We start from the raw sequence: 22,883 nt of genomic DNA on the forward strand, positions 1-22,883 counted from the left end.
TCGGGGTCTGTAAAACCGATCCTATCGAATTACTTTTCACGTTCTCACGAGGTTTGCCATGGCTGATTACAAAGCGCCGTTGCGTGATATGCGCTTCGTCCTCAACGAAGTGTTTGAGGTCGCTGATACTTGGGCCCAGTTACCGGCATTGGCAGACAGCGTTGACGCCGAAATCGTCGAGGCGATTTTGGAAGAGGCGGGCAAGGTCACCGCCAAATCCATTGCCCCGCTCAGCCGCGGCGGCGATGAGCAAGGCTGCCACTGGGCGGACGGCGCCGTGACGACTCCCGACGGTTTCCCCCAGGCCTACAGCACCTACGCCGAAGGCGGCTGGGTCGGTGTGGGCGGCGACCCGACCTACGGCGGTATGGGCATGCCCAAGGCCGTGTCGGCGCAGGTTGAAGAGATGATCAACTCGTCGAGCCTGGCTTTCGGCCTGTACCCGATGTTGACCTCCGGCGCCTGTGTATCGATCAACACCCACGCCAGTGAAGAACTCAAGGCCACCTACCTGCCGAAGATGTATTCCGGTGAGTGGGCCGGTTCCATGTGCCTGACGGAAGCCCATGCCGGTACCGACCTGGGGATGATCCGCACCAAGGCCGAGCCTCAGGCGGACGGCTCCTACAAGGTCAGCGGCACCAAGATCTTCATTACCGGTGGCGAGCACGACCTCACCGAAAACATCATCCACCTGGTGCTGGCCAAACTGCCGGACGCACCGGCCGGGCCCAAGGGCATCTCGCTGTTTCTGGTGCCGAAGTTCCTGGTAAATGCCGATGGCAGCCTGGGCGCGCGTAACCCGGTAAATTGCGGCTCCATTGAACACAAGATGGGCATCCAGGCCTCCGCTACCTGTGTGATGAACTTCGACGAAGCCGTGGGTTACCTGGTCGGTGAGCCCAACCGTGGCTTGGCGGCGATGTTCACCATGATGAACTATGAGCGCCTGGGTGTTGGCATTCAGGGCTTGGCGTCGGGTGAGCGGTCCTATCAGAACGCGATTGAATATGCCCGCGACCGTCTGCAGAGCCGTTCCCCGCTAGGCGCGCAGGCCAAGGACAAGCCGGCAGACCCGATCATCGTGCATCCGGATGTCCGTCGCATGTTGCTGACCATGAAGGCGGCGAACGAAGGCGGCCGGGCGTTCTCCACCTACGTGGCGACGCAGTTGGACATCGCCAAGTTCAGCGACGACGCGCAGGCGCGCGAGCGTGCCGATAACCTGGTAGCGTTGCTGACCCCAGTTGCCAAGGCGTTCCTCACCGACCTGGGCCTGGAAACCACCGTACTTGGCCAGCAGGTGTTTGGTGGCCACGGTTACATCCGCGAGTGGGGCCAGGAGCAATTGGTGCGTGACGTGCGCATCACTCAGATCTACGAAGGCACCAACGGCATTCAGGCCCTGGATCTGATGGGCCGCAAGATCGTTGGCAGCGGCGGTGCGTTCTATACCTTGTTCGCTGATGAGATCCGCCAGTTCATCGCCGCATCGGGCCCTGAGTTGGCCGAATTCACCAAACCGCTAAGTGCGGCAGTGGATAACCTGGATGAGTTGACGGCCTGGGTGCTGGACCGCGCCAAGAGCAATGCCAATGAAATCGGTGCGGCCTCGGTGGAATACCTGCATGCGTTCGGCTACATGGCCTATGCCTATATGTGGGCGCGCATGGCCAAGGCGGCGTGGGGCAAAGAAGGCGAAGAGGATTTCTACGCCAGCAAACTGGGAACTGCGCGTTTCTACTTTGCCCGACTGTTGCCGCGTATCCACTCGTTGAGTGCATCGGTAAAAGCCGGCAGCGAATCACTGTTCCTGATGGATGAAGCCCTGTTTTAAGGGCGAGGAGGGCGTGTAAGCATTCTCTTACATGACGTGCTGCTAATCGTCCTCTATCGCCACATTGGATCCACGGCTAATCTACTTCACATGGACGTCGCGCAGGAAGCGCAAAGCAACAACACGGACACGTAGGATTCTGCCAGGACGGCGGAGTGAAATGGATGTCAGGGAAACAGTCTGCAAAGCCCCGCTTCGGCGGGGTTTTCTTTTGCCCGCGAAAAAGTCAGGCGGTTGCCGATGGGGCATTCATCACGTCTTCCAGCAGGGTGCGCAGCAACGCCACCGTCGCCTGCTGGCGTTGCACATCGCGGCATACCAATCCTACTTTCAGCGGTACCCTGGGCTCGCTCAAGGGTTTCCACAGCAGCGCCTTGCTGTTGTGTTCATCCTGGGAGCGCCCAGGCAGCACGGTCGCCAAACGGGTGTGAGGCAGGCTGTCGAGAATGCCCACCATGGTATTGAGTTCCGCCTGCACTTGCGGACGCCGCCCGAGGTTGGACAGTTGGCCTTGCCAGATCTGCCGAACCTGAAACTCTTCCCCCAGCAGCAACATCGGTAATTCGGCGGCTTGTTTGAGCGAGACTTTCTTGAACTCGCGCAACGGATGATCTTCGGGTATCACCACCTTCAGCTCGTCTTCATACAGCAACACGCCGTGCAGGCCCGGCTGACGGGGTGGCAGATAGCTGATGCCGATATCGAGTGAGCCATTGAGCAACCGCCGCTCAATCTCAAGCCCGGTCAGCTCGTAGATCTGCACCACCAGATGGGGCTGGGCCTTGCGCACGCGCTCAAGCATCTGCGGTACCAGGCTGGTGTGCACGGTTTGCAGCACGCCGATGGCCAGGGTGCGCATGGCCTGGCCCTTGAAGTTGCGCAGTGCCTCCACGGCTTGCTGCATCCCATCAATGAGCGGCAACGCGTGGTTGTATAAAGTGTGCGCCGCCAGCGTTGGCAGCAGACGCTTGCTGCTACGTTCGAACAGACTTACATCAAGGTTCTGTTCCAGTTGGCGAATTTGTTGCGACAACGCTGGCTGGGAGATCGACAGACGCTCCGCGGCACGGCCTACATGGCCTTCCTCATACACCGCGACGAAATAACGCAGTTGCTTGAAATCCATAAGGTTTGCTTATCGAAAAAGCTGGAAAATCGAAATGGCCGCTGGCCCCCGAGGCGCCTAGTCTAGCGCCTATTCGCAGGGCTTACAGGGCCGGATCGGACAATGAACAGCGTTTTTGTTGATAGCGTTTACATAGGCAACGCAAAAAATCTGAAGGCCTTATTGGCAGGCGGCATCGACCAAGGTCAGGTTGCCAACGGAGGTGAAGTGTGAACTTGTTCCGTCGCTTCGCGCCGAGTCTGGATGACCTGCTTGTGCATGCCCCGCGTGCAGAGGTTTCCAGCCAGTGCCTGATGCCCACTGTGGCGCGCCCGCCCCAGGTGTTTGTGCAGGGGCAGGGCTCCTGGCTTTCGGACGCTGACGACCGCGCCTATCTGGATTTCAGTCAAGGCGGCGGCGCCAACAGCCTGGGCCACAGTCCTCAGGCCGTGCGCGACGCCATTGCCGAACAGATGCATACCGTGATCAACCCTGGCCTGGGTTTGCACAACCGCGCGCAACTGGACCTCGTCGACCGTCTGTGCCACCACACCGGCAGTGATCAGGCCTACTTGCTCAACACGGGTGCCGAAGCCTGTGAAGCGGCCATCAAGTTGGCACGCAAGTGGGGCCAGCTGCATCGTGGCGGCGCTTACCACATCCTCACGGTAAGCAATGGCTGCCACGGCCGGAGCCTTGGGGCGATGTCGGCGTCGGCCATGGCCTGCGAAAACCGGTTCGAACCGCAGCTGCCAGGTTTCAGCCAGGTGCCGTTTAACGATCTGCCGGCCCTGCATGCAGCGGTCGATGCGCAGACCGTCGCCATCATGCTGGAGCCGATACAAAGCGGCGGCGGTGTCGTCCCTGCGACAGAACATTACCTCAAAGGCGTCGAACGCCTGTGCCGTGAGCTCGGGATCCTGCTGATCTTCGACGAAGTGCAAACCGGTATCGGCCGCTGCGGCAGCCTGCTCGCCGAACAGCAATACGGCGTGCGCGCCGACATCATTGCCCTGGGCAAAGGCCTGGGCGGCGGTGTGCCCTTGGCGGCGCTGGTGGCGCGTGGTAATGCCTGTTGCTTCGAACCGGGCGAGCTGGACGGTACACATCACGGCAATGCACTGATGGCATCTGCGGGTATCGCCGTACTCGACGCTCTATTGGAGAACGGCTTTCTCGAGCACCTACGTGAATCTGGCTTGTACCTGGCAGAACGCCTTGCCCGGCTGGCCTACCGTTACGACCATGGACCCTTGCGCGGCAACGGGCTGCTTTGGGGCCTGACACTGTCGGACGATTGCGCCGCAGCAGTGGTCAAGGCCGCGCTGCACGAAGGCCTGATTCTCACTGCCTCACAACCTGACTGCCTGCGCTTTACCCCTGCGCTGAACATCAGCAAAACCCACATCGACGAAATGCTGCTGCGGCTTGCCCGCGCCTTTTCTCGGGTGCGCACCGCTCAAGTGCAATGCCGCAAGGGCATCGCCGTTTGACCCCAGTTTCCTGAACCGTCTCGCGGCATACGCGGCGCCTCCAGCCTGATTCTTTTGGCTGGGGGCGTTTTTTTGTCTGGGTAATTTCTGGTGTGAAAACGTTGATTGAGCCTCCCTGGGAACAGTGGTTTCTTAGCGGACGTCGGCAAGGACCGCCGATGGGGCACAGCCTGCTCGACTTTTAATCTATACCACTGGGTGGTATGTTTTTGGGAAGGGACCTCCATGAAGCTCAGGTTGTTTAAAACACGGCGATTTGCCGAGGCGGCCAACAAAGCCTGGATCTGCGATTCGGAGTTGAGGGAGGCGTTTGGCGAAATGCTGAGGGGGCAGGCAGATAATCTGGGCGGTGGTGTCTGGAAAAAACGCCTCAATCAAAATCGACATCGTTCAATCATATTGGCCAAGGGTAGGCACTATTGGGTTTATCAGTTGCTGTTCGCGAAGAAGGATCAAGGCAACATTACGCAGAGCGAACTTGTTTGGTTTCGATCACTGGCCAAAACTTATGAAAGGTTAAACGAAGCACAGATTCAGCAAATGCTGGATCTCAAGGAGTTTGTGGAGATACATCATGACCAAGAAGTATAAAAGCGAGGCGTTTGAGTCCATTCACCAGTCAGCCAAGGCACTTCATGCTGTCGGCGCCATCAGCAAAACCACTCTGCGAGAATATGATGAGGCGTGCTTATCCATGCCAGACCAAATACCTGCCGAACAGATCAAGCAACTACGTGAAAGCAGCCATGTCAGCCAACCTGTGTTCGCCCGCTACCTGAACACCAGCGCGTCCACCGTCAAAAAATGGGAGTCGGGAGAGAAACGGCCTAGCGGCATGGCGCTCAAATTATTGAGCATCGTGCAAAAGCATGGCCTGCAGATTCTGGCCTGAGATGGCCCAATGCCAGAATCCACTGAACCCTCACGAACCGCCAAGGTCGATTAGCTACACGGCTCACACGAGCCGATTTTCTGGAGCTGACCCATGGACATCATTCGTATCATCATCGCCATTCTGCTGCCGCCATTGGGTGTGTTCCTACAAGTAGGTTTCGGCGGTGCCTTCTGGCTGAATATCCTGCTGACCCTGTGCGGTTACTTCCCGGGCATCATCCACGCGGTGTACATCATCGCCAAGCGTTGAGGCGCTCAGCCTTTTGCAATGAGCCTTGAGTTGCGCTCATTGCGAAAGGCCAGTTGCTCGATGGTCTGGGTGGCTTGTTCGGCTTCTTCCCGCGCCTGAAGGATGATGCCGTGCTGCTCGGATTTGCTGCATACCGGGTCGGCGTTGCTGGCGTCACCGGTGAGCATGAAGGCCTGGCAACGGCAGCCGCCGAAATCCTTTTCTTTTTCGTCGCATGATCGGCACGGCTCGGGCATCCAGTCGTAGCCACGAAAGCGATTGAAGCCAAACGAGTCGTACCAGATGTGCTGCATGCTGTGGTCGCGCACATTGGGAAACTGCACGGGCATTTGCCTTGCGCCGTGACAAGGCAGGGCGGTGCCGTCGGGTGTGACTGTCAGGAAGATGCTGCCCCAGCCGTTCATGCACGCTTTGGGGCGCTCCTCGTAATAATCCGGTGTCACGAAGATCAGCTTGCACGGGTGGCCTTCGGCTTCCAGTTTGGCGCGGTACTCATTGGTGATGCGTTCGGCGCGCACCAGTTGCTCGCGGGTGGGCAGCAAACCCACGCGATTGAGCTGTGCCCAGCCGTAGAACTGGCAAGTGGCGAGCTCGACGAAATCTGCTTCCAGCGCAATGCACAGCTCGATGATGCGGTCGATCTTGTCGATATTGTGCCGATGGGTGACGAAGTTCAGCACCATCGGGTAGCCGTGGGCTTTCACGGCTCGGGCCATTTCCAGTTTTTGCGCGAAGGCTTTTTTGGAGCCGGCCAGCAGGTTGTTCACCTGTTCGTCACTGGCCTGGAAGCTGATCTGGATATGGTCCAGGCCGGCTTTCTTGAAGTCGCTGATTTTTTGTTCGGTGAGGCCGATGCCAGAGGTGATCAGGTTGGTGTAGAAACCCAGCTTGCGAGCCTCGCCGATCAGTTCGGCCAAGTCCTGGCGCACCAGCGGCTCACCGCCGGAAAACCCCAGCTGCGCAGCACCCATTTCACGGGCTTCGCGAAATACCTTGATCCATTGTTCGGTGCTCAACTCCTTGCCCTGCTCGGCGAAATCCAGCGGGTTGGAGCAATACGGGCACTGCAACGGGCAGCGATAGGTCAGCTCGGCCAGCAGCCACAGCGGTAGGCCGATGCCGGGTTTTTCAGGCAAGGGTGATCCAGTGCTCAGCACGGGCGACCTCCATGAATTGCTCGATGTCGTCACCCAGCTCCGGTACGCCGGGGAACTGCTTGTCCAGCTCGGCAATGATGGCCGCCACGTCGCGCTCGCCGTCGATTAGGCCGCCGATCAATGCGGCGCTGTCGTTGAGCTTGATCATGCCTTCGGGGTAGAGCAACACGTGGCCTTTCTGTGCAGGCTCGTACTGGTAGCGATAGCCCTGGCGCCAGGTCGGTTTTTTGCTGCGATCAAAGCTCATAGGGTAATCCCTTTATGCCATACCCGCTGTTCGGTCACGCTGTGATACGGCGGGCGTTTGAGTTCGTAGGCCATGCTCATGGCGTCCAGCATGCTCCAGAGGATGTCCAGTTTGAACTGGAGAATTTCCAGCATGCGCTCCTGCCCCTCGCGGGTGGTGTAGTGCTGCAGGGTGATCGCCAAGCCGTGTTCCACATCGCGCCGGGCCTGGCCCAGGCGGGTGCGGAAGTACTCGTAACCGGCCGGGTCGATCCACGGGTAGTGCTGCGGCCAACTATCGAGGCGCGACTGGTGGATTTGCGGCGCGAACAGCTCGGTCAGCGAGCTGCTGGCGGCTTCCTGCCAGCTGGCGCGGCGGGCGAAGTTGACATAGGCGTCCACGGCGAAGCGTACGCCGGGCAGCACCAACTCTTGGGAGCGCAGTTGGTCGGGGTCCAGGCCCACAGCCTGGCCCAGGCGCAGCCAGGCTTCGATACCGCCGTCTTCACCGGGCGCGCCGTCGTGGTCGAGCAGGCGCTGGATCCATTCGCGACGGATTTCACGGTCTGGGCAGTTGGCCAGGATCGCCGCGTCTTTCAGCGGGATATTCACTTGATAGTAGAAGCGATTGGCGACCCAGCCCTGGATCTGCTCACGGCTGGCGCGGCCTTCGTACATCGCCACATGGTAGGGGTGATGGATATGGTAGAAGGCGCCCTTGGCGCGCAGGGCGGCTTCGAACTCAGCCTTGCTCAACGGTGTGTCGGTCATTTCGATCGCTCCTACAATTCAATGCTCATGCCGTCGTAAGCCACTTCGACATTGCGCCGCACCAGCTCCGCTCGCTCGGGGGAGTCTTCATCGAGGATCGGGTTGGTGTTGTTGATGTGGATAAGCACTTTGCGCTGTTTGGGCAGTTGCTCGAGCACTTCAAGCATGCCGCCGGGGCCGTTCTGTGCCAGGTGGCCCATCTCACGCCCGGTGCGGGTGCCGACGCCACGGCGCTGCATTTCATCGTCGTCCCACATCGTGCCGTCCACCAGCAGGCAGTCACTGCCGGCCATGATGTCCAGCAGCGGTGCGTCGACCTTGCCCAGGCCCGGGGCGTAGAACAATTTGCCGCCGGTGCGCAGGTCTTCGACGATCAGGCCAATGTTGTCACCGGGGTGCGGGTCGAAACGGTGCGGCGAATAGGGCGGTGCGGCGCTGCGCAACGGCAGCGGGGTGAAGCGCAGGTTGGGGCAGGCCGGGATGGTGAAGCTAGCGTCCAACTCGATGCGGTTCCAGGCCAGGCCACCGTTCCAGTGGGTCAGCATGGTGAACAACGGGAAACCGGTGCTCAGGTCTTCGTGGACCATGTCGGTGCACCACACCTGGTGCGGGCAGCCTTCGCGCAGGCTCAGCAGGCCAGTGGTGTGGTCGATCTGGCTGTCCATCAGGATGATTGCGCTGATGCCGGTATCGCGCAGGGCGCGGCCCGGTTGCATGGGCGCAAAGCCCTGGAGTTGCGCGCGGATATCCGGCGAGGCATTGCAGAGCACCCAATTCACGCCATCGTCGGAGATCGCGATGGACGACTGGGTACGCGCGTGGGCCCGCAGGCTGCCATCGCGAAAACCTGCGCAGTTCACGCAGTTGCAGTTCCACTGCGGGAAGCCACCGCCGGCGGCGGAACCTAGAATCTGGACAAACATGATCGCTCCATCAAGCACAGCTCAAAACAAAAACGCCCCGGGCGAACCGAGGCGTTGTATCACTCAGCCAATCAACGGCTGGCGAAGTACATGGTGACTTCGAAACCAATACGCAGATCAGTGTAAGCAGGTTTGGACCAGGTCATATTCTTACTCCTATCAAGGGATGGGACGTTCACTACCAAGTAATACATATAGTCCACCTCCTGTTGGAGATGTTCAGATATTGCTGCGCAATGTTACGCAATTTTATTCAAGTTAGCGCTGTCTCGGTGGAGAAAGCCTGTTGCAGGGTTGGCAATGATCACGGCGCTGCTTGCCAGTCGTCGCTGATACGCGGCCCGTTGGCCACGCATTGCCAGCCGCCTGCGGCGTCATTGAGTTGTTGCGCGGCGCGCTGCACATCCTCGCGTGTGCACGCTTGGATCAACTGTTGAAGCTGATCCAGATAACCCGACGAATGACCTGCCAGGTGCGCATGCCACAGCAAGTCGGCAGCTTCGTTGATGGGCAGCGTCTGGGCCGCGAACTGCTGTGCGAGGGCCTGGTTACCCAAGTCGGGGCTGCGTTCGATCAACGACGGCAGTTGCCCCAGGAAGGCCTGCAACTGTTGGACGATGCCGTCCAGGGAGGCGCTCGGCGATTGCACCCCAAACAGCAGGCCGGTTTGGCCGTTGATCTGTCGGATGCCGCTGAACACGGCGTAGCCGATTTGCAGTTCGACTCTCAAACGCTGGTAGAACGGCCCCTGGAGCACGTGCCCGAGCAACCGCCAGTGGGCTTCATCGGCGAGGGATTGAGTCGGCGTTGGGCAAAATAGCAGTAGCGCTGCTTCGCTGGATTCGGTGCTGACTGCGTGCCAGCGCTTTCGTCCGTCAAGGGACTGAGGTGTAGAAGGCACGCTTGCCGGTTGCCCAGGCAGCCGGACCGCTGCGGCTTTGATCGCGGCTTCACAGGCGGGTGGCAGGCCTGCGCCCAGCGCCTGCCAGCGCGCGGTAGCCCATGATGCTGTCGTCTCCTGAGGCTGGGGCTGAACACCCGCGCAGCAAGCGGGCAACGCCTTGAGCAGTTCCCGGATGGCGATCATCGGCACGGGAGCGGTCGGTGGCAAAGGTTCATCTGAGTCACTCAGACACCGCGCCAACGCTTCGAGCACCGCCGGCATGGGCTCGTGGAGGCCGTGCATCTTCACCTGCCAATCCGTGGCGCAGGTTTCGCAAGACAACTCGACGCCGGCCTGGCGTGCCTGCTCGCGCAACGGCCGCAACAGACTTTCCAGCCCGCTGGGTACCGCCGAGTCAAACCGCCAGTGCAGGTACAGCGCGCCTTCGCCAGTGTCATCCGCCAACGCCTGGCTGAAGGTCAACGCTGACAGCTCCCGTCGGCCCCGTGAGCGATCCTGGGCAAAGGTGCGCAAGCCACGGTGGGCGCTGGTTTGGCCACGAATCAGGCCAGCGCGTTCTTCCTTGGCGGGCGCACGAAGCAAGGGGTTATTGGGCGGCAGTTGCCAAGGGTGCCGGGAGGCGGGCAGGTGCAGTGAATCGAGCATGGCCTTGAGGGCTACGACGCCTTGTTCCGACAGGTCTTGGGCATCGTTGCGCGCCAACGCCAGGGCGCCTTGGACCTGTTGCTGGCGAGCATTGAGCAAGGCGAACTCTTCGCGTAACGCTGTCCAGTCGCTGTGTGCGAAGAAACCCAGCCAGTCGTGCAGCAACTCTTCAATCTGCGTAGCCGGTTCGCGTTCGCTGGCGAGGGTGAAGTTTATATCCAGCACGGCTTGATCCGCGAATTGGTACAGCACGGATGCCTGCAGCGCGGTGGCTAGTCGTCGCGCTTGCAGTTCAGCGAGCAACCCGCCGGGGGCCGAGGCGTTGAGCCAGGTGCAGAGAAACGCCAGCGCTTCCCGTGGCGCGTTACACGTAATGACCTGATGCAGGTGTTGGCCGGCGACGTGTTGATAGCTGCGTGCCGAGCCATGCATCAAGGCCGGTGGAGCGGCCTGCGGGTGCAATGGTCCGGGCGTCAGTTGGTCACTGAACTGCTGGGCCAAGGCCTGCAGGTCGGCCAGCGATTGTGGACCGGCGAGGCTCAGGGTCATCTGCCCGCTTTGATAAAAGCGTGCGTGGAACCCTCGCAAGGCGTGCTGAAACTCGTCGCTTTCCACCGGCAGGCTGTCGCGGTTGCCGGCATGAAAACCTCGTAGAGGATGATCCGCCGCCAAGCCTTGCAGCAGCGCCACTTGCTGTTGGGCCTTGGCATCCTGGGACCAGGCGATGAACTCCGCCTCCAGCACTTCGCGTTCACGTTGTTGATCGTCGAGGGCCAGGCGCGGGTGAGCCAGCATATCCGCCAAACGCGCCAGCCCGTCTGCAAAAGCCGGCACCGGCAGTTCAAAGAAGAACTCGGTGGTGCGCTCACGGGTGCTGGCGTTGACCTGCCCACCGTGGCGCTGCACGTAGGCCATCAGCCCTTCGCCGACTGGGAAACGTTCGGTACCGAGAAACAACAAGTGCTCAAGAAAATGCGCCAGGCCAGGCCAGGCCAATGGCACGTCATGGCTGCCGGCAGCCACGTGTAAAACGGCGGCGCAGCGCTTCAAGCGTGGTGCATGGCGCAGGCAAACCCGCAGGCCATTAGCGAGAGTCAGGTGAAGGGGATGAGGGTGAACCGGCGCAGGCATGGGCACTTCCGAGGCGTGGGAAGTGCCTATGCTAGCAAACCCAATGGGTCAGGGCTTGTGCAGTGCGCCGTAGAGTTCGGCGCGACGGTCTTGCAGGTAGTGGTTGGCGGCGCGGGCGTCGACGATAGATTGGCGATCCAGGGTGCCGACGATCAAGGCTTCATCCAGGCCGGCCTGGGCAATTCGCTGGCCGTCCGGCGCGGCAATGCTGCTTTGCCCGCAGTAGTGAATCTCGCCTTCGTGCCCGCAATAGTTGGCATAGGCCACGAAGCATTGGTTTTCAAAGGCTCGCGCCCGCACGGTGACGTCGGCAACGAAGTCGAACGGCACCATATTGGCGGTGGGCACCAGAATCAGTTCGGCACCGGCGAGGGCCAGGCGCCGGGTGTTTTCCGGAAACTCCAGGTCGTAGCAAATCAGCATGCCCACCTTCCACCCGTTCAATTCCACCACCGGGAAATCATCGGGGCCGGCGCTGAACATTGAGTGGTCAAGATCGCCAAACAAGTGGGTCTTGCGGTAGTTGCACAGGCGCTTGCCCTGGGCGTCGATCAACTGCACGGCGTTGTAGACCTGGCCGTCTTCGGCCCGCTCCGGGTAGCCATACAGGATCGCCAGCCCGGCACTTTGCGCCAGTTGGGCAATCGCCTGCGCCGATGGCCCATCCTGTGCCTCTGCCAGTGCGCCAACGGCTTCGGCGCCAATGTTATAGCCGCTGAGAAACATCTCTGGCAGCACCAGCACATCGGCGCCGTGTGCCTCATGGGCCAACTGGTGCAGGCGCTGCAGGTTAGCGGCCACATCCAGCGGCAGCGGCGGGCATTGGTACAGGGCGACACGCATGCTCAACTCCTTATTCTGCCAGGGCGATTGGCCCTATTTCATCGAATACGTCGCCTGGGCCTGGGTTCTCCGGGTGGGTGCTGCCACCGAAGTGATTCATGATGCCCCATACCGCGTTGAGCGAGGTTTGTACCGCGCCTTCGACCCAGGCGGGCGTCCACGATACATCATCACCCGCGATGAAGATCCCGCGTTGTTCGGCGGGCATATCCTTCTGCATGAAGTGCGCATACATCCGCTGGTTATAGCGATAGTGACCGGGCAAGGCGCCTTTGAAGGCCCCGAGGAAATGCGGATCGGCCTCCCAGGACACGGTGATCGGGTCGCCGATGATGCGCGCCTTGATATCAACGTTGGGGTAGATCTTCTTCAGCGCATCGAGGGCCAGTTTCACCCGCTTGTCGATAGGCTGGGGCAGCATCTTCAGTGCGTCGCTCATCCACGAGTAGGACAGGCAGATCACCCCCGGCTTGTCGTCACCGTTATCGAACAGGTAGGTGCCCCGGGTCAGGCGGTCGGTGAGGGTCATGCTCATCAGGTCGCGGCCGGTTTGCGGGTCTTTGTCTTTCCAGAATGGGCGATCAACCATCACGAAGGTTTTCGATGACTGCATGTAGCGAGTGCGATCCAGGGCCATCCACATTTTTTGTGAGAACAGGGTTTCGTCGCATTCGATCTGGGTGGTCAGCAACCAGCTTTGGCAGGTGGTCAGCACCGCTGCGTATTCACGGGTGTCGCCATAGTTGTCGGTAACGGCGAAGCGGCCATCGGCGGCGTGGGCAATGCGCTTCACGCCTGCCCGTGGTGCGCCTCTATGCAACGAGCTCAGGCTGGTGCCGGCCGGCCAATGGGCGCAGCGCTCTGGCACATGGCGCCAGATGCCCATGGGCACTTGTGCCACGCCACCGACGATCAGGTGTTGATGATCATCGCAGTTGGTCATTACCACACGGAAGATTTCCAGCATGGAGTTGGGAAAGTCAGAGTCCCAACCGCCGGTGCCGAAACCGACCTGGCCAAACACCTCGCGGTGGTGGAAGGACAATTTGGCGAAGGCTTTGGAGGTGGCGACGAAGTCGTAGAAGGTACGGTCATCCCACAGCGGCACGAGCTTGTTCCACAGTTCCTTGAGCCGTGGCACGTCGCGGTCGCGGATTGCCTGCTGGATATCGCCGAACTGCGAACCGGCTTCCAGGGCGTCGGCCCAGGCATCGGCGACTTCCTGGAACAGTGCCGGTAAATCGGAGAGTTTTTGCGCATAGTGAGTCTGGCCTTCCAGATCGATCACGGTGCTGCCGGACGCCGGTGTCAGCGGGTTGGGAAAGGGCTTGGTCTCCAGTCCAAGTTTGTCCACGTAATGGTAGAACGCCGTGGACGATACCGGGAACCGCATGCCGCCCAACTCGGCGATGATGCCTTCGGCGCCTTCAAAGGCCTGCGAGCGCAAGCGGCCACCCATCTTCGAGGCTTCATACACAACGGGCTTGAGCCCGAGTTTCATCAGCTCGTAGGCCGCAACCAGGCCCGCGATCCCGGCGCCGACGATCGCCACTTCAGCGCCATGATTGGCCGCAGGAATACTGCCCAGCCCGGCGGGGTGTTCGATCCAGTCATCAAAGGCAAACGGGAAGTCCGGGCCGAAAATGGTGATGGGTTTCTTACCGTCGCCCGGGTGGCGATTGGGCTTGCTGAGGGTGCTGGACGGAATGCTCATGGCTGACCTTACTGACGGCTCGGCGGGAGGAGGGCCCGTTGAGTATAGGAAAAGATGGCAGCCAGTTTAGGGAGCGTTGCGCTCGTTAATAAGACGCAATGTGTCGTCGGATTGTACTGGTTTTAGTCAATATGACGAAGGTAGTGATCAGATTGGTTGTCCGCGATCCAATTTGTTACTGAGGATGATCGAGGTGGTGGTTTTCTCCACGCCGTCGACACTGCCGATCTGGTCCAGCAATTGGTCCAGTTGCTCTGGCGAATCGGTGCGCAGCCAAGCCACGTAATCGAACTCTCCACTTACCGCGCACAACTGCTGCACTTGCGCCATGGCGCTCAGCCTGCGCAACACCTCTTTGCCCGAACGGGGTTGCACGGTAATGCCCACGTAAGCCTGCAACCCCCCATCCGCAAAGCGCTGGCCCAGGCGCACGCCGTAACCGGTGATGACCTGGGTTTTCTCCAGGCGGGCCAGACGCGACGTGACGGTGGTGCGCGCGATGCCCAACTGCCTGGCGAGCATGGCCACGCTTTCACGGGCGTTGAGCTGCAGAGCGGCGATTAGTTGGCGGTCGATTTCGTCTAGGGCGGGCAAGGGGGGGCTCCAGTGCGGGGGCAATGAGCAAGCATGGTACAGGCTTGGCCTGGCTGAAAGAACCGTGATGCCAGATACGCAAAAGCCGCGCAATGCGCGGCTTTTTTTGTGTGGTGGGCCCAGTAGGACTCGAACCTACGACCAAGGGATTATGAGTCCCCTGCTCTAACCAACTGAGCTATAGGCCCTCAGTAGGTCGCGGATTATAGCGATGGTTTGTTCACTGTGCCATCCGAAAAATCCTTGTGCCGTGTACGAAGGAAGCTGGCGGCAAAAAGCTCCGGCGGCAGGGGCAGGCTGACGATGTAGCCTTGCATCTGTTCACACCCCTCGCTTGCGAGGAATGCTTGTTGCGCCGGAGTCTCCACGCCTTCGGCGATGATGGTGAATTGCATGCTGTGGCCGAGGGCGATGATGGCGCGCACGATGGCTGCATCGTGAGGGTCGTCGGGCAAGCCGCGCACGAAGGATTGGTCGATTTTGAGGAAGTCCAGGGGCAGGCGTTTGAGGTAGCTGAGGGACGAGTAGCCGGTGCCGAAATCATCGATCGCCAATTGGACGCCCAGGCGCTTGAGTTGGTGCAACACCGCGAGCGCTTCTTCGGCTTGGCTCATGATGAAGTTTTCGGTGATTTCTAGTTGCAGGCAGCCGGGTTCGAGGCGGTAATCGTGCAGCAGTTGTTCGATGCGTGACAGCAGGTTGGGGTGACGCAGTTGCGCGCCTGCGAGGTTGACCGACAGGGGGCCGAAATCCTCGAAAGCCGCTTGCCAGGCGTGCAACTGCCGGCAGGCCTGTTCCAGTACCCAGTCGCCGATTTGCAGGATCATGCCGTTCTCTTCGGCCAAGGCGATAAAGTGTTCGGGCGGGACGTCGCCCAGAGTCGGGTGGTGCCAGCGGATCAAGGCTTCGGCGCCGATCAGTTGTTGGGTGACCAGGTTGCGCTTGGGTTGGTAATACAGGCTCAATTCTTCACGTTCGATGGCGCGGCGCAGTTCGTGCTCCAGCGCTACGCGTTCATTGGCTTGGGCAGTCAGGTCGCGGGTATAGCGCTCGACCCGGTTACGCCCCTTGGCCTTGGAGCGATACATTGCGGCGTCGGCATTTTTGACCAGGGTGGCGACGTCGGTACCGTCTTGCGGATACAGGCTGGTGCCGATACTGGCGCTGATAAAGAACTCATGCTCGCCGGCTTGGAATGGCGGGGTAAAACAGTCGAGCAGTTTGTTCGCCAAGTGCTGGGCGTCGCTGGCCTGTTGCAAGCCGGGCAACAGGATGATGAATTCGTCGCCGCCCAAGCGAGCAACGGTGTCTACGTCCCGCAACTGCTCCTTGAGGCGTACGGCGATGTCTTTGAGCAGCAGGTCGCCGACCGGGTGGCCGAGGCTGTCGTTGATGTGTTTGAAGCGATCAAGGTCGAGAAACAACACCGCGCCCTGTTTACCACTTTCCTGCTGGCCGTTGAGGGCGGCCTGCAGCCGGTTTTCAAACAGGGTGCGGTTGGGCAGGCCGGTCAATGGGTCGTGGTGGGCCTGATAATCCAGGCGTGCCTGGGCCAGCTTGAGGCTGGAGATGTCGGCGAACACGGCAACGAAGTGGGTGACCAATTGCTCGCGGTTACGCACGGCGCTGATGGTCAGCCAGCTCGGATACACCTCGCCGTTCTTGCGGCGGTTGGAGATCTCTCCTTGCCAATGACCGTGGGCCGTCAACTGGTGCCACATCGCCGCATAGAACGCGCTGTCATGCAGGCCGGAGGCGAGCAGGCGCGGGGTATGACCAAGGGCTTCAACCTCGCTGTAGCCGGTTATCTCAGTGAAGGCGCGGTTGACGGCGCTGATGTTCTGCCGTGTGTCGGTGATCAAGACGCCTTCGGCGGTGCTTTCGAACACCGTGGCGGCCTGCTGCAGTTTTTCCTGCATCAACTGGCGTTCGGTGATGTCCCGGGCGATGGTCAGCATGCAATCTTCGTCGCCAATCGGCAGTGGGCGGCTGGACACTTCGCACAGGCGAATTTGGCCGTCGGCACGACGGATATGACAGATGAAATCGCGGACAAAGCCGTCGCGCTGCATCAACTCCAGCATGTGCTTGCGTTCGTTGAGGTCGACCCAGATGCCTAGGTCCAGGGTTGATTGGTCAAGTGAGGAGGCGCTGGTGAAGCCGGTCAGGTGGCTGAAACCTTCGTTCACTTCAATCAGCAGGCCATCGCTTTGGCGACTCAGTAGTAAACCGTCAGGGGAAGCATGGAATGCCTTGGCGAATTTCTCTTCGGAGGTTTGCAGCTGCTGTTGGGTTTCCTTGAGCTCGGTGATATCGCGCACCACCACCACCAGGGCTTCAGTGGTATCGAGTTGGAACGGCTCAGCTGAGATCAGCCCGGTAAATGCCTGACCATTGCTGCGCAGAAAGGACATTTCCAGGTTACGGATACTGGTGGTCTGTACCCGCTGCAGCAAATCCGGACCGACGCCCTGAATGCCCCATATATTCAGATCTGAGGCGGTTTTGCCTACCACCTCGTCGGCGCGCAGCCCAATCTGGTCCTCGAATGCCTTGTTGACCTCCAGCAGGCAGCCATCAGACAACTGGGCAATCACCAGGATGTCTGGGCACTGCTGAAACACCGAGGCAAATTTCTGCTCGGACAGTTGCAGGGCTTCCTCGGTGCGCTTGGCTTCGCTGATGTCGATCATCAGGCCGCGCAGTACTGGCTCGTGGCCGTGTTCGATCAGGCTGACAATGTCACGTACCCACAGGCAGCGGCCATCAGCGGTGATGACCCGGTAATCAATGCTGTGATCACGGTTAGCACGAGTTTCCCGATAGCAATAGGCCTCGGCGCGGGTCAGGTCGGCGGGGTGGATGATGTTGCGCCAGAAGCCTGGAATCAACCAGTGGGCGCGGGGATAGCCGAGCAGGTCTTCGGCATGGGGCGACACGTAGCTGTAGGTGAAATCGCTGATGCTTGCTTCCCAGGCGATGGCGGACAAGCTCTCCACCAAGCCGCGATAGTGGTACTCGCTGCTTCGCAGTTCTTGTTCAAGGGCGACCCGGCGAGAAATTTCCGAACTGAGCCGGCGATTGATCCGAATAACGATGGCCAGCACCGTACTCAATAGCAGCACCGCTGGCAGGCCGTACGTGAGCAAGTCAGCCCAGAAGGTGCGGTGATCGGCGAAGCTGCCGACCCAATGTTGCTGGATTGCATCCGTTTCGGCTGAGCTGAGGTCGGCGAGGACTTTGTCCAGGATGCCCACCAGGACTTTTTTTCATCCCGCGGGACACCCATCGCCAGTTGGTAGCGGTAGGGCGTTTCGCCGCTGACGTATAAACCGTCGAGCTTGAGTTGGCGCAGGCTCCAGACGCTGGAGGCGAGGTCGCCGACCACGGCATCCACTTCATCGGTGGCCAGGGCTTGCAGCGTCGAACTGACGTTGGGCAGGGCGACCAGATTCAGGTCCGGATGGTGGGTGCGGAGCAATTCATGGGGCGCGTAGTTTTCCACCACGGCAATTTTAAGCCCGTACAGATCCTTGAGGCTGCGTGGTTTCGCGCCGCCTTCATGGGCCAGGATGACGATGGGAAAGTCGAGATAGGGGCGTGTGAACGCCAGGAAGTTTTGGCGTTCGGGGGTGGACATGATGCCAGGCAGCAGGTCGAGCTGATTATTGCGGGCTTGTTCAAGCACCGCAGTCCAGTTAACCGGTTCGATCAGTTTGATACGCACACCCAGGCGGTCCTGGAGCAGGCGTACGTAATCGGCTGCCAAGCCCTGATATCGGCCATTTTCATCGCGATATTCAAAAGGTGGCCAAGACGCATCCACGCCTAGGCGCAGCTCCTGATGGTCCGCCAACCAGCTACGCTCATCATCCGTAAGAGTCAACGCGCCAGCCGTTGCGGTCCAGGTCAGCAGCGACAGCAGTATCACGGTCGGCAATCTGGGCATAACGGTCTCGTTATGGCACGGGGAATGTCTCGAGTGTAGACGGGCATTGTGAGGGCGGGGTGGTGCGGGGCAGTTAATCTGTGCAAAGCAATCGGTAGAAAGCAAAACCCCCGGCCTGGGCCGGGGGTTCTGGTATCACTCGTCGAGGAAGGAGCGCAGATGCTCGCTTCGCGTCGGGTGGCGCAACTTGCGCAGCGCCTTGGCTTCGATCTGACGGATCCGCTCACGGGTCACGTCAAACTGCTTACCGACTTCCTCAAGGGTGTGGTCGGTATTCATGTCGATGCCGAAACGCATGCGCAGTACCTTGGCTTCACGGGCAGTGAGGCCGGACAGTACGTCGCGAGTCGCTTCTTTCAAGCTCTCAACAGTGGCGACATCGATTGGCGACTGCATGGTCGAGTCTTCGATGAAGTCACCCAGATGGGAGTCTTCGTCATCACCAATCGGCGTTTCCATGGAGATCGGCTCTTTGGCGATCTTCAGTACCTTGCGGATTTTATCCTCAGGCATTTCCATGCGTTCGCCCAGCTCTTCCGGGGTCGGTTCGCGACCCATTTCCTGCAACATCTGCCGGGAAATGCGGTTGAGCTTGTTGATGGTCTCGATCATGTGCACCGGAATACGGATGGTGCGGGCCTGGTCGGCGATCGAGCGAGTGATCGCCTGACGGATCCACCAGGTGGCATAAGTCGAGAACTTGTAGCCGCGACGGTATTCGAACTTGTCCACCGCCTTCATCAAACCGATGTTGCCTTCCTGGATCAGATCAAGGAATTGCAGGCCACGGTTGGTGTACTTCTTGGCGATGGAGATCACCAGACGCAAGTTCGCTTCAACCATCTCTTTTTTCGCGCGGCGGGCCTTGGCCTCACCGATCGACATGCGACGGTTGATGTCTTTGATTTCTGCAATCGTCAGGCCGGTTTCGGTCTCAAGCGCGGTCAGCTTCTGCTGGCAACGGATGATATCGGGCTGCAGGCGACCGATGGCTTCGGCGTATTTCGCCTTGCCCTTGGCCAGTGCGTCGCTCCAGCTTTCGTCAACTTCGTTGCCCGGGAACTGGCGCAGGAAATCGGTACGCGGCATGCGCGCATCACGCACACAGAGCTGCATGATCGCACGCTCTTGTGCACGCAGACGCTCAAGGGCGCTGCGAACACGCTCAACCAGGCCTTCGAATTGCTTGGGCACCAGCTTGATTGGCATGAACAGCTCAGCCAGGGCCACCAGCTCGGCAATCGCCTGCTTGTTGCCACGACCGTGCTTCTTCAGGGCCTTGCGGGTGATTTCCATTTGATCGGAAACCGCACCGAAGCGCTGGGCCGCGATGACCGGGTCTGGACCGCTTTCGGCTTCTTCTTCGTCGTCGCTGCTTTCAGCTTCGTCGTCGTCGGAGTCGTCGTCCGCTTTTGCGGCTTTCGCATCAACAGGCGGCGGTACTTCGGCGGCAGGCGGCGCAATGCCGTCGTCCGGGTCGATATAACCGCTCAGGACGTCAGACAGGCGGCCACCTTCGGTGGTGACGCGAGTGTACTCGGAGAGAATGTGGTCAACCGTGCCAGGGAAGTGCGCAATGGCGCCCATCACTTCACGGATGCCCTCTTCGATACGCTTGGCGATTTCGATCTCGCCTTCGCGTGTCAGCAGCTCGACGGTACCCATTTCGCGCATATACATGCGCACCGGGTCTGTCGTGCGACCGATATCGGTCTCCACCGCAGCCAACGCGGCGGCAGCTTCTTCAGCGGCGGCTTCGTCGGTATCGGCGTCGGCCAGCATAAGGGAATCCTTATCTGGCGCAGTTTCGAATACGTTGATCCCCATGTCGTTAATCATGCGGATGATGTCTTCCACCTGCTCAGGATCTGAAATATCCTCAGGCAGGTGGTCGTTGACCTCCGCGTAAGTCAGGTAACCCTGCTCACGACCAAGAAGTATCAACTCTTTGATACGAGACTGCTGTTGCGCTTTTCCGGACATAACACCCTATCCACTGAAGGTCTTGGCGGGCAAAAAACAAGCCGAGGATTATACCCGAGCTATGACCTCACACGCCAGCTGAGGTCGGGTTTGATGCGTAAACATTCTGTTTTAAGAGGTCGCGCATCTGTTTTGCTATCTGAATTTGCTCTTCAGCCGATAATCCCGGCTGCCTTGCTCTCTTGATAAGTTCGTCGAGGGTCTGAGTGTGTTGACCCGCGGATAACCTATTAATGGTGTCTAAAAACTGTTGTTCAAGGTTGTCGCCGTCAATTAGCCACTCCTTTTCCGCCAGTGCCCGCAATAAACGGCCCTGTTCCGTGCCATGCCAGCGAGCCATCAACTGGATTGAGTTTAGCTTAGGGTTTTTCTGCACGGCTTCGATCAGTGCAATAAGCACCTGAGCATAGGTATTGCTCTCGTTGGCAAAGTGGTCGGCACTTTCAACCTTGCCGGCCAATTGCGGGTGGTGAATCAGTGTGCGCAGTGCAATCAGTGTGGGGGCTTCCACCGCTACGGGCGTGCGTGGCGCGTAGGCTTCATCGCGATCACCGCGCTTGCCGTTTTTGCTCCACGGCTTTTTATCCCACTTCTTGCCACCTGCGCCGGGCTTCTTTGGCGTCCATTCCTGCTGGGGCGCGAAGGCCTCCTGAGGTTGGTGAAAGTCAGCGTAGTCCGGCATGGCGTCGTAATCCATGCCGGGGTCGTAGGCTGGCGGCGCCTCTTGCGGGGCGCTGTGCACCAGCTGGCTGACGGCTTCACCGCTCAAACCGGTGATCTCCAGCAGGCGCTGGCGCATCAGTGTGCGCAAATTGGCGCCGGGGACTTTGTCGATCAGCGGCGCCGCAAGGGTGGCCATATGGGCCTTGCCCTCCAGGGAGCGCGGGTCGGCTTCTTCGGTCAGTTGCTGGAAAAAATAATCCGCCAGCGGCTGTGCATGTTGATTGATGCGTGCACGGAACGCATCGGTACCTTCCGAGCGCACCAGCGTGTCCGGGTCTTCGCCTTCGGGCAGGAACAGGAAGCGTGCGCGACGCCCATCCTGCAGGCTCGACAGCGTGGCTTCGAGCGCGCGCCAGGCGGCGTTGCGGCCAGCCTGGTCGCCGTCGAAGCAAAACAGTACGCTGGGCACGACACGGAACAGGCGCTTCAGATGTTCTTCGCTGGTGGCGGTGCCGAGGGTCGCGACCGCGTTGCGCAGGCCTTGTTGGGCCAGGGCGATCACGTCCATATAACCCTCAACCACGATGATTTCGTCGAGGTTGCGGTTGTTCTTGCGCGCTTCGAACAGGCCGTAGAGTTCCTGGCCTTTGTGAAACACCGGGGTCTCCGGGGAGTTCAGGTACTTGGGTTTGTCATCACCAAGCACGCGGCCGCCAAAGGCGATGATGCGGCCACGGCTGTCGCGGATCGGGAACATCACGCGGTCGCGGAAGCGGTCATAGCGCTTGCCGGTCTCGGCGTTTTCCACCAGCAGGCCGGCGTCGATCATGGCCTTTTGCTGGAGGGTGTCGCTGCTAAGGTGTTTATACAGATTGTCCCAGCCCGGCGGAGCGAAGCCGAGACCGAAGTCCCGAGCGATTTCGCCGGTGAGGCCACGGCCTTTGAGGTAGTCGACAGCGGCCTTGCGCTGCGGATGGCTCTTGAGTGCCTGGCGGTAAAAATCGGCGGCAGCGGTAAGCAGCGGGTACAGCGGCGAATCGGTGGGTTGCCGGGGTTTGTGCGGGCGGCCACTTTCTTCGCGTGGCACTTCCATTCCTGCGGCTTTAGCCAAGTCCTCGACAGCCTGGGGGAAGTCCAGGTTGTCGTGGTCCATCAGGAAACCCAGGGCATTCCCGCCCGCCCCGCAACCGAAGCAGTAATAGAACTGCTTGTCGGGGCTGACGCTGAAGGATGGGGTTTTTTCTTTATGGAACGGGCAGCAGGCGGTGTAGTTTTTGCCGGCTTTTTTCAGCTGTACGCGTGAGCTGACAACATCGACGATGTCGGTGCGGTTCAGAAGGTCGTCAATAAAGCTCTGGGGAATCAGCCCGGCCATGGCGTTCTCGTCATCACTGCGTGTAAATGAGGACCCGTGAGGTGTTCAAGCGCACGTATAGGGGGCTTGATCATCATCGTCTGCATGGGTCATCAGGAAGTGTATCTGCCGAATATTCACTGAGGGTAGTTTCTGATCAGTCTTCGGCATGGAAATGTTGCCCGGGCGTCCGGTCTTGGCCAATGGCAGCCTCGGAAACGCATCGATGGGCACAGCCGACACGGTTGATCGTCTGTTTGAAGAATAGGTGTGCTCGTCAGTAGCCTTGTTAGGCTCGTCAGAAGAGACGTGCACCGCTGGCAAAAGAGCCAGCCCTGACGTGTGAAGCAGTGTCTCGGTCGCGTGTGCGGCGTCGACGGTGAAGCATCAAGCGATATCCGCAAATGCCAACAGCCCGGCTGAGGGCCGGGCTTGGCAGAAGCTTGCT

At 59.9% G+C, this 22,883-nt stretch carries 17 protein-coding genes, 1 tRNA gene and 1 pseudogene; 5 read left to right on the forward strand and 14 right to left on the reverse strand.

Going from position 1 to position 22,883, the window contains the following annotated elements; genetic code table 11:
* Positions 1–58: 58 nt before the first annotated feature.
* Positions 59–1,837, forward strand: a complete 1,779-nt coding sequence (locus BT199_RS21380) for an acyl-CoA dehydrogenase C-terminal domain-containing protein (RefSeq protein WP_072435427.1) — start codon at positions 59–61, stop codon at positions 1,835–1,837.
* 226 nt (positions 1,838–2,063) lie between these two features.
* Here BT199_RS21380 and BT199_RS21385 read toward each other — a convergent pair whose 3' ends face one another.
* Positions 2,064–2,963: a LysR family transcriptional regulator gene (locus tag BT199_RS21385; RefSeq protein ID WP_019817406.1), complete on the reverse strand. Its 900-nt coding sequence runs from the start codon at positions 2,961–2,963 to the stop codon at positions 2,064–2,066.
* Positions 2,964–3,172: 209 nt separating this feature from the next.
* Between BT199_RS21385 and BT199_RS21390 the strand changes: the two genes are divergently transcribed.
* The 4 genes from BT199_RS21390 (at position 3,173) to BT199_RS21405 (ending at position 5,579) form a co-directional block, all read left to right on the forward strand.
* Positions 3,173–4,435, forward strand: coding sequence for an aspartate aminotransferase family protein (locus BT199_RS21390; protein WP_072435428.1), 1,263 nt, complete (start codon positions 3,173–3,175; stop codon positions 4,433–4,435).
* Positions 4,436–4,660: 225 nt separating this feature from the next.
* The gene (locus BT199_RS21395) at positions 4,661–5,026 is read left to right on the forward strand and encodes a type II toxin-antitoxin system RelE/ParE family toxin (protein WP_014720198.1); all 366 of its coding nucleotides are present in this window, start codon (positions 4,661–4,663) and stop codon (positions 5,024–5,026) included.
* Positions 5,010–5,327, forward strand: coding sequence for a helix-turn-helix domain-containing protein (locus tag BT199_RS21400; RefSeq protein WP_014720197.1), 318 nt, complete (start codon positions 5,010–5,012; stop codon positions 5,325–5,327). Before BT199_RS21395 ends, BT199_RS21400 begins: the two co-directional genes overlap by 17 nt.
* Before the next feature lie 93 nt (positions 5,328–5,420).
* Positions 5,421–5,579: a YqaE/Pmp3 family membrane protein gene (locus BT199_RS21405; RefSeq protein WP_003194776.1), complete on the forward strand. Its 159-nt coding sequence runs from the start codon at positions 5,421–5,423 to the stop codon at positions 5,577–5,579.
* Positions 5,580–5,584: 5 nt separating this feature from the next.
* On the opposite strand, the gene pqqE is transcribed toward BT199_RS21405, so the two are convergent.
* The 13 genes and pseudogenes from pqqE to dnaG form a co-directional block, all read right to left on the reverse strand.
* On the reverse strand, positions 5,585–6,715 hold the full coding sequence (gene pqqE, locus BT199_RS21410; protein ID WP_175556220.1) for a pyrroloquinoline quinone biosynthesis protein PqqE: 1,131 nt from the start codon (positions 6,713–6,715) through the stop codon (positions 5,585–5,587).
* Positions 6,708–6,983: a pyrroloquinoline quinone biosynthesis peptide chaperone PqqD gene (gene pqqD / locus BT199_RS21415; RefSeq protein WP_003194772.1), complete on the reverse strand. Its 276-nt coding sequence runs from the start codon at positions 6,981–6,983 to the stop codon at positions 6,708–6,710. The genes pqqE and pqqD overlap by 8 nt, the downstream gene beginning before the upstream one ends.
* Complete coding sequence (gene pqqC / locus BT199_RS21420) at positions 6,980–7,732, reverse strand: pyrroloquinoline-quinone synthase PqqC (protein ID WP_003194770.1); 753 nt, start codon at positions 7,730–7,732, stop codon at positions 6,980–6,982. Before pqqC ends, pqqD begins: the two co-directional genes overlap by 4 nt.
* A gap of 11 nt (positions 7,733–7,743) precedes the next feature.
* Complete coding sequence (gene pqqB, locus BT199_RS21425; protein WP_014720194.1) at positions 7,744–8,655, reverse strand: pyrroloquinoline quinone biosynthesis protein PqqB; 912 nt, start codon at positions 8,653–8,655, stop codon at positions 7,744–7,746.
* Between the two features lie 71 nt (positions 8,656–8,726).
* The gene (pqqA, locus tag BT199_RS21430; RefSeq protein WP_003194766.1) at positions 8,727–8,801 is read right to left on the reverse strand and encodes a pyrroloquinoline quinone precursor peptide PqqA; all 75 of its coding nucleotides are present in this window, start codon (positions 8,799–8,801) and stop codon (positions 8,727–8,729) included.
* Positions 8,802–8,959: 158 nt separating this feature from the next.
* On the reverse strand, positions 8,960–11,335 hold the full coding sequence (gene pqqF / locus BT199_RS21435) for a pyrroloquinoline quinone biosynthesis protein PqqF (RefSeq protein WP_072435430.1): 2,376 nt from the start codon (positions 11,333–11,335) through the stop codon (positions 8,960–8,962).
* Between the two features lie 48 nt (positions 11,336–11,383).
* Positions 11,384–12,178, reverse strand: a complete 795-nt coding sequence (locus tag BT199_RS21440) for a carbon-nitrogen hydrolase family protein (protein ID WP_072435431.1) — start codon at positions 12,176–12,178, stop codon at positions 11,384–11,386.
* A gap of 10 nt (positions 12,179–12,188) precedes the next feature.
* On the reverse strand, positions 12,189–13,892 hold the full coding sequence (locus BT199_RS21445) for a flavin monoamine oxidase family protein (RefSeq protein ID WP_014720191.1): 1,704 nt from the start codon (positions 13,890–13,892) through the stop codon (positions 12,189–12,191).
* 147 nt (positions 13,893–14,039) lie between these two features.
* Positions 14,040–14,486 carry an Lrp/AsnC family transcriptional regulator gene (locus BT199_RS21450; RefSeq protein ID WP_072435432.1) on the reverse strand — a complete coding sequence of 149 codons (447 nt, stop codon included), beginning with the start codon at positions 14,484–14,486 and terminating at the stop codon, positions 14,040–14,042.
* A 111-nt stretch (positions 14,487–14,597) separates the two neighbouring features.
* A tRNA-Ile gene (locus BT199_RS21455) sits at positions 14,598–14,674 on the reverse strand.
* 15 nt (positions 14,675–14,689) lie between these two features.
* Positions 14,690–18,435, reverse strand: a pseudogene (locus tag BT199_RS21460) (EAL domain-containing protein).
* Positions 18,436–18,570: 135 nt separating this feature from the next.
* A complete protein-coding gene (gene rpoD / locus BT199_RS21465; RefSeq protein WP_020302171.1) occupies positions 18,571–20,418 on the reverse strand; it encodes an RNA polymerase sigma factor RpoD in 1,848 nt (615 codons plus the stop codon).
* 67 nt (positions 20,419–20,485) lie between these two features.
* Positions 20,486–22,456 carry a DNA primase gene (gene dnaG / locus BT199_RS21470; protein WP_014720188.1) on the reverse strand — a complete coding sequence of 657 codons (1,971 nt, stop codon included), beginning with the start codon at positions 22,454–22,456 and terminating at the stop codon, positions 20,486–20,488.
* Between the last annotated feature and the right edge of the window lie 427 nt (positions 22,457–22,883).

It is taken from the genome of Pseudomonas sp. NFR02, assembly GCF_900119375.1.
In the GTDB taxonomy this organism is placed as follows: domain Bacteria; phylum Pseudomonadota; class Gammaproteobacteria; order Pseudomonadales; family Pseudomonadaceae; genus Aquipseudomonas; species Aquipseudomonas paracarnis.